The organism is Pseudomonas sp. NBRC 111124 (assembly GCF_001320245.1).
Classification (GTDB): Bacteria; Pseudomonadota; Gammaproteobacteria; order Pseudomonadales; family Pseudomonadaceae; genus Aquipseudomonas.
Genome location: NZ_BCBA01000017.1, coordinates 29262 through 40063 on the forward strand (window position 1 = coordinate 29262; position 10802 = coordinate 40063).

The 10802-nt window shown below is 60.9% G+C and carries 10 protein-coding genes; 5 read left to right on the top strand and 5 right to left on the bottom strand.

The window, feature by feature from the left end:
- Nucleotides 1–192: 192 nt before the first annotated feature.
- Entirely contained in the window at nt 193–849 is a 657-nt protein-coding gene (locus tag APH28_RS08945) for an alpha/beta hydrolase (RefSeq protein ID WP_060508585.1), read from the top strand.
- Between the two features lie 101 nt (nt 850–950).
- The gene (gene rhlB, locus APH28_RS08950) at nt 951–2426 is read left to right on the top strand and encodes an ATP-dependent RNA helicase RhlB (protein ID WP_060508586.1); all 1476 of its coding nucleotides are present in this window, start codon (nt 951–953) and stop codon (nt 2424–2426) included.
- Between the two features lie 113 nt (nt 2427–2539).
- On the opposite strand, the gene moaE is transcribed toward rhlB, so the two are convergent.
- From moaE to APH28_RS08975, 5 genes are all read right to left on the bottom strand, one after another.
- Nucleotides 2540–2986 carry a molybdopterin synthase catalytic subunit MoaE gene (moaE, locus tag APH28_RS08955; RefSeq protein ID WP_060508587.1) on the bottom strand — a complete coding sequence of 149 codons (447 nt, stop codon included), beginning with the start codon at nt 2984–2986 and terminating at the stop codon, nt 2540–2542.
- Nucleotides 2987–2988: 2 nt separating this feature from the next.
- Nucleotides 2989–3234 (bottom strand): molybdopterin converting factor subunit 1, encoded by a 246-nt coding sequence (gene moaD / locus APH28_RS08960; RefSeq protein ID WP_060508588.1) that lies wholly within the window; start codon nt 3232–3234, stop codon nt 2989–2991.
- Nucleotides 3234–3704 carry a cyclic pyranopterin monophosphate synthase MoaC gene (moaC, locus tag APH28_RS08965; RefSeq protein WP_060508589.1) on the bottom strand — a complete coding sequence of 157 codons (471 nt, stop codon included), beginning with the start codon at nt 3702–3704 and terminating at the stop codon, nt 3234–3236. The genes moaD and moaC overlap by 1 nt, the downstream gene beginning before the upstream one ends.
- A 96-nt stretch (nt 3705–3800) precedes the next feature.
- Complete coding sequence (locus tag APH28_RS08970; protein WP_060508590.1) at nt 3801–5195, bottom strand: PhoH family protein; 1395 nt, start codon at nt 5193–5195, stop codon at nt 3801–3803.
- Nucleotides 5196–5478: 283 nt separating this feature from the next.
- Nucleotides 5479–6606, bottom strand: a complete 1128-nt coding sequence (locus tag APH28_RS08975; protein ID WP_060508591.1) for a polysaccharide deacetylase family protein — start codon at nt 6604–6606, stop codon at nt 5479–5481.
- 137 nt (nt 6607–6743) lie between these two features.
- Here APH28_RS08975 and yaaA point away from each other — a divergent pair, with 137 nt between their 5' ends.
- The 3 genes from yaaA to APH28_RS08990 form a co-directional block, all read left to right on the top strand.
- Nucleotides 6744–7523 (top strand): peroxide stress protein YaaA, encoded by a 780-nt coding sequence (gene yaaA, locus APH28_RS08980; protein ID WP_060508592.1) that lies wholly within the window; start codon nt 6744–6746, stop codon nt 7521–7523.
- Nucleotides 7524–8387: 864 nt separating this feature from the next.
- The gene (locus tag APH28_RS08985) at nt 8388–9704 is read left to right on the top strand and encodes a nucleotide sugar dehydrogenase (protein ID WP_060508593.1); all 1317 of its coding nucleotides are present in this window, start codon (nt 8388–8390) and stop codon (nt 9702–9704) included.
- Between the two features lie 73 nt (nt 9705–9777).
- A partial coding sequence (locus tag APH28_RS08990; RefSeq protein ID WP_060508597.1) for a glycosyltransferase family 2 protein occupies nt 9778–10802 on the top strand: 1025 nt, incomplete at its 3' end.

Below are 10802 nucleotides of genomic sequence, written 5' to 3' on the forward strand. Positions count from 1 at the left end.
GTTACCGTCGGGTTTTGCCCTTCGCATCCAAGGTTGAATAGCAAAGCGCGTACCACATCGTTTGGCTGTAGCGATTAAGCATTCGTCAAGTAGGAAAAGTTGTATCGTTGCGACATTCTTTTACTGACAATCATTTTCAGCGCCTTCTTTTCAGGCGTGCGATAACAAGACCCGCACTCTTTCGGAGCAGTCATGACCAACCCGCTGATTATCGAACCCCAGAAAACCGCAGATGCCTGTGTGATCTGGTTGCACGGCTTGGGTGCCGACCGTTACGACTTCCTACCGGTCGCCGAATTCATGCAGGAACGCCTGCTCAGTACCCGCTTCGTCATGCCCCAGGCGCCAACCCGCCCAGTGACCATCAATGGCGGCTACGCCATGCCCAGCTGGTACGACATCAAGGCCATGACCCCAGCCCGCGCCATCGACGAAGCGCAGCTTGAAGCGTCGGCCGAACAGATCATCGGCCTGATCAAGGCCGAGCAGGCCAAGGGCATCAACTTGTCGCGGATCTTCCTCGCCGGCTTCTCCCAAGGCGGCGCGGTGGTGCTGCACACAGCCTATATAAAGTGGCAAGAAGCGCTGGGCGGGGTAATCGCCCTCTCCACCTACGCCCCGACCTTCAACGACAGCCACCAGCTGAGCGCTTGCCAACAGCGCACCCCAGCCCTGTGCCTGCATGGCGTGCACGACCCGGTAGTGATTCCGTCCATGGGCCGTACCGCGTTCGAATACCTCAATACCTGGGGCGTTGCCGCACGCTGGCACGAATACCCGATGGAACACGAAGTGGTGGTCGAGGAGCTGAGTGATATCCACGACTGGCTGAGCAAGCAATTGCAATAAGCCAACCCCATTTGTAGTTGTGGGGGTTTTCCGCTACGCCGCGCCCGAATCTTGCATTACACTGCCCGGCGTACATTCCTTAACCAGTTGATGAGACGATCGTGCTCAAGGCACTCAAGAAAATATTCGGCAAAGGAGACGCCGCGCCACAGGCCGTCGCTCCCGCTGCCAGCGTGGCGCCTGCAGCGCCCGCCCCCACTGCAGAGGCCCGGCCCGAGCCAAAACCGGCCGCACCGCGCGCCAAGCCCGCCGCCAAGGCCGCCGCTATGGCCCAAGCACCCGCCGATGCCCCGGCGCCCGCCGACAAGCCGGCCAAGGACAAACCACGCCGCGAACGCAAGCCAAAGCCGCAGGCGAGCCTGTGGAAGCCGGAAGACTTCGTGGTCGAGCCGCAGGAAGGCAAGACCCGCTTCCACGACTTCAAGCTCTCCAACGAGGTAATGCACGCTATCCACGACCTCGGTTTCCCTTACTGCACGCCGATCCAGGCGCAGGTACTGGGTTACACCCTGGCTGGCCAGGACGCCATCGGTCGCGCCCAGACCGGTACCGGCAAGACCGCTGCGTTCCTGATTTCGATCATTTCCCAGCTGCAGCAGACACCGCCGCCGAAAGAGCGCTACATGGGCGAGCCGCGCGCGCTGATCATCGCGCCGACCCGCGAGCTGGTGGTGCAGATCGCCAAGGACGCCGTCGCGCTGACCAAGTACACCGGTCTGAACGTGATGAGCTTTGTCGGCGGCATGGACTTCGACAAGCAGCTCAAGGCCCTGGAAGCCCGCCACTGCGACATCCTGGTAGCCACCCCGGGCCGTCTGCTGGACTTCAACCAGCGCGGCGAAGTGCATCTGGACATGGTCGAGGTGATGGTGCTGGACGAAGCTGACCGCATGCTCGACATGGGCTTCATCCCCCAGGTTCGGCAGATCATCCGCCAGACCCCACCGAAGAGCGAACGCCAGACCCTGCTGTTCTCTGCCACCTTCACCGAAGACGTGATGAACCTGGCCAAGCAGTGGACCACCAACCCGGCGATCGTCGAGATCGAACCGGAGAACGTCGCCAGCGAAACGGTCGAGCAACACGTGTATGCGGTGGCCGGCAGCGACAAGTACAAGCTGCTGTACAACCTGGTGACCCAGAACAAGTGGGAACGGGTGATGGTATTCGCCAACCGCAAGGACGAAGTGCGCCGCATCGAGGAAAAACTCGTGCGCGACGGCATCAATGCCGCGCAGTTGTCGGGGGACGTGCCGCAGCACAAGCGTATCCGCACACTGGAAAACTTCCGCGAAGGGCGCATTACCGTGCTGGTGGCCACAGACGTGGCCGGGCGTGGGATTCACATCGACGGCATCAGCCACGTGATCAACTTTACCCTGCCGGAAGACCCGGACGATTACGTGCACCGCATCGGCCGTACGGGCCGTGCCGGTACCAGCGGTGTGTCGATCAGCTTTGCCGGTGAGGATGACTCTTACCAGCTGCCGGCGATCGAAGAACTGCTGGGGCGCAAGATCAAGTGCGAAATGCCGCCGGATGAGCTGCTCAAGCCGGTGCCGCGCAAGCACCACTGACCTGCACCGGCCTTTTCGCGGGACAAGCCCGCTCCTACATGAATGTCATTCCCCCTGTAGGAGCGGGCTTGCCCCGCGAACCGGGGCAAAGCCCCGGCCATCAAACGAAGGTTCTACCAGCGTCCAGCAGCATCCTGGTCACTCTGCTTGCCTTCCACCCACCTAGGCCCGTCCTGGGTATTTTCCTTCTTCCAGAACGGCGCCCGGGTCTTCAGGTAGTCCATGATGAAGTTGCAGGCATCGAACGCCGCCTGCCGATGAGCACTGGCCACGCCGACAAAGACGATCGGTTCGCCCGGCTCCAGCGCACCGATGCGGTGCAGCACTTCGACCTTGAGCAACGGCCAGCGCTGCTCGGCCTCGACCACAATCTTGGCCAGGGCCTTCTCGGTCATGCCCGGGTAGTGCTCGAGGAACATCCCCGCCACCTCCCGACCGTCGTTGAAATCGCGCACATAGCCTACGAAACCGACCACGGCACCGACGCCGACATTGGCCGCATGCATGGCATTGACCTCGGCCCCCGGGTCGAACGCTCCGTGTTGCACTCGCACTGCCATGTTCAGCCTCCGGTCACCGGCGGGAAGAACGCCACTTCATCGCCTTCCTCCAGCGGCTCGTCGAGTTTGCACAGCTCTTCGTTGCGCGCACTCATCAGGTTCTGCTCGGCCAGCACCGCGTACTGCCCGCCCTTGACCACCAAGGCCTGGCGCACATCGTCGACAACCTTGAACTCGCCGTCCAGGCGCTCGGCATCGACGCCCAGCAGCTCACGGTAACGGGCGAAGTACATCACCTTGACCTTCATTACGCCTCCACCTTGTAGTGGCCGCTCTTGCCACCGACCTTTTCCAGCAGGCGCACCTGCTCGATGACCATGCCCTTGTCCACCGCCTTGCACATGTCGTAGATCGTCAGCGCAGCGACGCTGGCGGCGGTCAGTGCTTCCATCTCCACGCCGGTCTGCCCGGCCAGCTTGCAGCGGGCGACGATATGCACCGCCTCTTCGCCGTCGGCCCTCAGCTCGACCTTGACGCTGGTCAGCATCAGCGGGTGGCACAGCGGGATCAGGTCACTGGTTTTCTTCGCCGCTTGAATGCCGGCAATTCGTGCCACGGCGAACACATCGCCCTTGGGATGCTCGCCATCGACGATCATCTGCAAGGTCTGCGGCAACATGCGCACCCGCGCTTCGGCCACCGCCTCGCGCTCGGTCACGGCCTTTTCAGTGACGTCGACCATGTTGGCGCGCCCCTGGGAATCAAGATGAGTCAGCACTGCTCTGCTCCTGTGGAGGGAACAGAGAGTGTAAACCCGTGGGTCAGGTTTGCGCAGAGGAAAAAACCGGGCGGCGTACCGCCCGGCTGCACCCGGTTACAGATGCGATTCGGCGTACTCGGCCAGCACCGAGCGTGGCACACCCTGCAGGGTAATGTGCACACCATGGGGGAAGTCTTTGAAGCGCTCGGTCAGGTAGGTCAGGCCCGAGCTGGTCGCGGACAGGTAAGGGGTGTCAATCTGCGCCAGGTTGCCCAGGCACACTACCTTGGAGCCGGAACCGGCCCGAGTGATGATGGTTTTCATCTGGTGCGGCGTGAGGTTCTGACACTCGTCGATCAGGATCAGGCTCTGCTGGAAGCTGCGCCCACGGATGTAGTTCAGCGACTTGAACTGCAGCGGCACGCGCTCGAGGATGTATTCGACGCTGCCATGGGTGCTTTCATCGTCCATGTGCAAGGCTTCGAGGTTATCGGTGATGGCGCCGAGCCAAGGCTCCATCTTCTCCGCCTCGGTCCCCGGCAGGAAGCCGATCTCCTGGTCCAGCCCCTGTACGCTGCGGGTGGCGATAATGCGCCGGTAGCGCTTGCTGACCATGGTCTGCTCGATGGCCGCGGCCAGGGCCAGGATGGTCTTGCCAGAGCCGGCAGCGCCGGTCAGGTTGACCAGGTGGATATCCGGGTCGAGCAAAGCGAATAGCGCCAGGCTCTGATGAATGTCCCGCGGTTTCAGGCCCCAGGCCTCCTGGTGCAGCAAGGGCTCCTGGTGCAGGTCGAGCAATAGCAGCTCGTCGTTGCGGATGCCTTTTACCCAGCCGACAAAACCTTGCTCGTCGATGATGAACTCGTTGATGTGCACCGCTGGCAGGTTGTCGATCATCTGCACCCGATGCCAGGTGCGACCACGCTCCTGGCGGGTATCGACCTTGCTGACGCGATCCCAGAAGGAACCTGTGACTGAGTGATAGCCCTTGGACAGCAAGGACACGTCGTCAACCAGCTGGTCGGTGCTGTAGTCCTCGGCCGCGATCCCGCAGGCGCGCGCCTTCAGGCGCATGTTGATGTCTTTGGTGACCAGCACCACATCCAGATCGGTGCGCCGGCTACGGACTTCGAACAGGGTATTGATGATGATGTTGTCGTTGAGGTTTTCCGGCAGCAGTTTGCTAGGTTCGTTGCGCGGGCTCATCAGGATCGACAGGTAACCCTTGGGTCCGCTCTTGCCACGCTGGATCGGCACGCCCTGCTCGACATCGCTGGGCGAAGCGTCACCGAGAAGCTGGTCGATCAGACGGATAGCCTGGCGGCATTCGGCGGCGATGGTCTGTTTACCGGTCTTGAGCTTGTCGAGTTCCTCCAGCACCGTCATCGGAATGGCGACGTGATGCTCCTCGAAGTTGAGTAACGCGTTGGGGTCGTGAATCAGGACGTTGGTATCGAGCACATAGAGGATTGGCTTGCTGGAGGAAGGGTTGCGTCCTTGGTCATCCATACTCGGTCACCTTATGTCGAAGCCACACGGCACGCTCTGTAGTGCGCCGCAGAGTGACTGCCGTTCTCCCCGTATCCGCGTTGCTACGGGCGGGAAGCGTACCTGGCAAGGTGGGGGTGGATGACGCCACCTGTGCTGCAGGAATCGGCTGTCTGGTTTCTTCATACCGCAAAAGCCATGACCGGAAAAAGCATTTTTACGAGATTTTGAAGTTTATTTTTCCGAATGACGAAGAGCGCTTGGCGGCAAAGCCGGACGGGACTACAGTCAGAAGTCATACCCTTTATTCGCGATAAGCGTAATCGCGGCAGTCCTCCCAACCGATGCCGCTTTGAACGGTGTTGCGCAGCAACCATTCCACTGCCGGCTGAGCCTTGGGCAGGCTGTCATGGAACTGGATTACCCCCTTGCGCCATAGCAGCATCAAGGTCATCACGCGCTGTGCAGAGGCTTCTGCGGCCAGCGGGCCATCGTCCTGGGCATCGATATCCCATAGCGATACCCGCAACTGGTGGCTGGCCATGAACGCTTCACCATCGGCCCGGCGCTGGCCGTAGGGTGGGCGGAACAACGGTACGTATTGCGCCGGCAGGTCGGCCTGGACTTGAGCCTGGGCACGCCTTATCGAATCCTGCCAGCCCTGCCACTGGGCGTGAGAGCGATATTCCCAACCTTGAATACCCACGCATTGGCCGGCGTAAAGCTGGCTCAACGCATTGGCCGCACCTGTATCGCGCCGCTGCTGCAGGCGATTGCCCAATACAAAGAAGGTGCCCTGCAGTTTCTGCTTGCGCAGGTATTCGGTGAGCGCATCGGTGCTTCCACCATCAGGCCCCGGTCCGCCGACGAAAGTCAGCAGGAACATGCGGTCGTTCAGTTCATCGCCGTTGCGCTCGCGACTGGACAGCCGCTCGACCTCGCTGCTGGTCAGCGGCAGCAACGCGGCCTTGCGCAGTTGCTCATCCAGATAACGAACATGGAATTGATGACTGGGTTCGACCCAACCTGTGTAGAACGTGCCGACATCGGCCGCGAATGTCGCTGCTTTGGTGCGCAAATCGACCATGGACTCGAGCAGGTAGCAGAATGAGGCATCCTGCTCGCAGCTGCGCTGAGCCTGCTGGTAACCCTGCCACAATCGCTGCCACATCTGCGCGCGCACTGCGCGAATTTTCTGCAGGTTGATCTGCCGCAAACCCAACCGCGCAGCCAGCGCGCCATCATCGAGCAGCTCGCTTTCGTGCAGCACCTGGGCAAACGACAGGATCTCGGCCCGCGAAGCGACGTCGAACAGCACCGGGCTGTCCAGCTGTTCGGGCCACTGGCTACGGTCAAGGCTGGCCGACGGCAGGGGGGCGGCCTGGACGGCCAGGCTCAACAGGGTGGCCAGCAAGGCCCCGGCAATGCGCACGATCGGTCTCTCCGTGACAGCCAAAACGCGCACTATAACGCCTGCTTTGGCGATGGTCTGTGACTATTGTCGCCATAGTTTGGCGTTACCGACCGCGAACCGTAGAATTCACCCTCACGATTCCAGGAGCCGACCCGATGCTGACGGTGATTTCCCCCGCCAAGACCCTCGATTACGACACCGCGCCGGTGACCGAGCGGTTCACCTTGCCGCAATACCTGGATGATTCCCAGGCACTGATCCTGCAATTGCGCGAACTGTCGCCAGCGCAGATCAGCGAGTTGATGCACCTCTCCGACAAGCTCGCCGGCCTCAATGCCGCGCGCTTCGGCAGCTGGACCCCGGACTTCACACCCGCCAACGCCAAGCAGGCGCTGCTGGCTTTCAAAGGTGACGTGTACACCGGCCTGGATGCCGAAACCCTCGGCGAGGACGACTTTAGCTACGCCCAGGAGCACTTGCGCATGCTCTCCGGCCTGTACGGCCTGCTGCGCCCACTCGACCTGATGCAGCCTTACCGACTGGAAATGGGCACCAAGCTGGCCAACGCCCGCGGCAAGGATCTGTATGCCTTCTGGGGCACGCGCATCAGTGAATGGCTGAACCAGGCGCTGGCCGACCAGGGCGACGACCTGCTGCTGAACCTGGCCAGCAACGAGTACTTCAGCGCGGTGAAACGCAGCGCGCTGAAGGCCCGGGTGATCAACGTCGATTTCAAGGACCTGAAGAACGGCCAGTACAAGATCATCAGCTTCTACGCCAAGAAAGCCCGCGGCATGATGAGCCGCTTCGTGATCCAGGAGCGGGTCAATGACCCGGAGCAGCTCAAGCAGTTCGATACGCAGGGTTACTACTACAGTGCCGAGCAGTCCAAGCCAGATCACCTGGTGTTCCTGCGCGACCACGCTGCCGAGTAAGCCTGTTCCGGCCTCTTCGCGGGCTCGCCCGCTCCCACAGGTACCGCAACTCCCTTTAATCTTGTGCAGTACCTGTGGGAGCGGGCTTGCCCGCGAAGAGGCCAGCGGCTCAGATACATCTCTCCCGCCCTGCAATGGGGCAAGCTTCAAAGTGCCATTAAGTCATTATCCCGGCGCCAAAAAACCAACGCCCACCCAGTTATCGCCAAACGCCATAAGACCGTTCGTAGTTTTTTGACGAATTTTGAAAAATATTTTTTCATGATGGCATAACAATACTCTCCCTCAGGCCCACCCTTTATATACGGGGGTGAAACTGTGGCGTGCTATCAGTTTGAAAGTATTTGCCACTGAAAAATTATTTAGAAATCTTTCATCGAGGCGGAGTCACCTCAGGAACTTCCAGTACGACCTTTCGCTCATAGTGCCGTAACGAATTTCCTGCCCGTTGGGTGTGAGAGATGACTTACAGATGACAACCGGCAGGTATCACTACCCGCTTCGATAATCTGGCAGTGGCAACGGGAAACCCCGCAGGCACTGCCCAACAAGGAGTAACGCGCCCTTCCAAAATCGTCCTAGTGGTTGATTTCAAAGGATTTATCCACTTGAAAGAACAAGCACAGCATGGCGCCAAGTAGCGCTTTGCAATAAAGACGGCTGCATGACAGGGCACGCCTTTTAAAGATCGGCTTATTACTGCCAACTTATAGTGCACAACTTTGTGCGCGACGGACTTATTCATGCCTGCGCTCGGCGAAGTGAGCTTTCGTCCATGGATCCGTGCGCCTGAAAACTGTTGTTAATCAACCCAGTCCGGCTCTTCCCGGAGGAGCTGGCGTGATAACACATGAGGTGATAGCGATGCGTATCAGCATCTTTGGTTTGGGTTATGTGGGTGCGGTCTGTGCAGGCTGCCTGACGGCGCGAGGCCATGACGTGATTGGTGTGGACGTGTCCAAGACCAAGATCGACCTGATCAATCAGGGCAAGTCGCCCATCGTCGAACCTGGCCTGGAAGCACTGCTGCAACAAGGCATCGCCAACGGCCGCCTGCGTGGCACCACCGACTTCGCCGAGGCCATCCGCGCCAGCGACGTGTCGATGATCTGCGTCGGCACCCCGAGCAAGAAAAACGGCGACCTGGGCCTGGAATACATCGAGTCGGTGTGCCGCGAAATCGGCTATGTCCTGCGCGACAGCGACCGCCGCCACACCATCGTGGTGCGCAGCACCGTGCTGCCGGGCACCGTGAAGAACGTGGTGATCCCGATTCTCGAAGACTGCTCGGGCAAAAAAGCCGGCATCGACTTCGGCGTGGCCGTGAACCCGGAGTTCCTCCGCGAAAGCACCGCGATCAAGGACTACGACCAGCCGCCAATGACCGTCATCGGCGAGCTGGACAAGGCCAGCGGCGACGTGCTGCAGGCCCTGTACGAGGAGCTTGACGCTCCGGTCATCCGCAAGCCGATCGAAGTGGCCGAGATGATCAAGTACACCTGCAACGTGTGGCACGCCACCAAGGTCACCTTCGCCAACGAGATCGGCAACATCGCCAAGGCGGTCGGCGTCGATGGCCGTGACGTGATGGACGTGGTCTGCCAAGACAAGGTGCTGAACCTGTCGCAGTACTACATGCGCCCAGGTTTCGCCTTCGGGGGTTCGTGCCTGCCGAAGGACGTACGTGCCCTCACCTACCGCGCGGCATCTCTCGATGTACGTGCACCGCTGCTTGACTCGCTGATGCGCAGCAACGAATCGCAGGTACAAAACGCCTTCGAGCTGATCGAAGCCCACGACAAGCGCAAGGTCGCCCTGCTCGGCCTGAGCTTCAAGGCCGGCACCGATGACCTGCGCGAGAGCCCACTGGTGGAACTGGCCGAACGCCTGATCGGCAAGGGCTACCAGCTGGACATCTACGACGAGAACGTCGAGTACGCCCGCGTCCACGGGGCAAACAAAGAGTACATCGAGTCGAAGATCCCGCACGTCTCGTCGCTGCTCAACGCCGACTTCCAGAAGGTCATCGACAACGCCGACATCATCGTCCTGGGCAACCGTGACGAGCAGTTCCGCGCCCTTGCCGAGCAAGCGCCGGCAGGCAAGCAGGTGATCGACCTGGTTGGTTTCATGAGCAAGCCGACCTGCACCACCAGCCGTACCGAAGGCATTTGCTGGTAATGCCCGACCGGGCAGCGGTGGCCTCCCCACCATCGCTGCCCACCCTTTCCCGAATTCTCGACGGATGCTGAACATGCAAAGGCTCCAGACAGTGCTGTTGCAGTGCGCCGGGTGGCTGCTCTACATGAGCCTGCTCATGCTGATCGCCCTCGCCCTGCCAGCCGATATCTTCGACTCGCAGTCGAAGCACTTCATCTTCCTGGTCGGCGCAGTCGGCATCTGGCGCTATTCCATGGGCGCCACCCATTTCATCCGCGGCATGATCTTCCTCTACGGCGTCTACCCGTACCTGCGCCGCAAGGTGCAAAAGATGGGCGATGCCGCCGCACCGTCGCACGTGTACCTGATGGTCACCAGCTTCCGTATCGAAGCGCTGACCACCGCCCAGGTGTACAGCTCGGTGATCCGCGAGGCGATCGAATGCGGCTATCCCACCACCGTGGTCTGCTCGCTGGTGGAAATGTCCGATGAACTGCTGGTGAAGAGCCTGTGGGCCCGCTACAACCCGCCTGCACACGTCAAACTCGACATCGTGCGCATTGCCGGTACCGGCAAGCGCGACGGCCTGGCCTATGGCTTCCGCGCGATTTCGCGGATGCTGCCGGACGAAAACGCCGTGGTCGCGGTCATCGACGGCGACACCGTGCTCGGCGAAGGCGTGGTGCGCAAGACCGTGCCGTGGTTCAAGCTGTTCCCCAACGTTGGCGGCCTGACCACCAACGAGTTCTGCGAAGTGCGCGGCGGCTACATCATGAGCGAGTGGCACAAGCTGCGCTTCGCCCAGCGCCACATCAACATGTGCTCGATGGCCCTGTCCAAGCGCGTGCTGACCATGACCGGGCGCATGTCGATGTTCCGCGCAAGCGTGGTGACCAACCCCGAGTTCATCGCCGACGTCGAAAGCGACTCGCTGATGCACTGGCGCCTGGGCCGCTTCAAGTTCCTCACCGGTGACGACAAGTCCAGCTGGTTCAGCCTCATGCGCCTGGGCTACGACACCTTCTACGTGCCGGATGCCGCGATCAACACGGTCGAGCACCCGCCGGAGAAGAGCTTCCTCAAAGCCAGCCGCAAGCTGATGTACCGCTGGTACGGCAA

What these genes read in the sequence shown, in the direction of transcription:
- APH28_RS08970 (WP_060508590.1), bottom strand. Translation starts at nt 5,195, where the DNA reads ATGGATGACCAAGGACGCAACCCTTCCTCCAGCAAGCCAATCCTCTAT.
- yaaA (WP_060508592.1), top strand. Translation starts at nt 6,744, where the DNA reads ATGCTGACGGTGATTTCCCCCGCCAAGACCCTCGATTACGACACCGCG.
- moaE (WP_060508587.1), bottom strand. Translation starts at nt 2,986, where the DNA reads ATGGCAGTGCGAGTGCAACACGGAGCGTTCGACCCGGGGGCCGAGGTC.
- APH28_RS08945 (WP_060508585.1), top strand. Translation starts at nt 193, where the DNA reads ATGACCAACCCGCTGATTATCGAACCCCAGAAAACCGCAGATGCCTGT.
- APH28_RS08985 (WP_060508593.1), top strand. Translation starts at nt 8,388, where the DNA reads ATGCGTATCAGCATCTTTGGTTTGGGTTATGTGGGTGCGGTCTGTGCA.
- moaD (WP_060508588.1), bottom strand. Translation starts at nt 3,234, where the DNA reads ATGAAGGTCAAGGTGATGTACTTCGCCCGTTACCGTGAGCTGCTGGGC.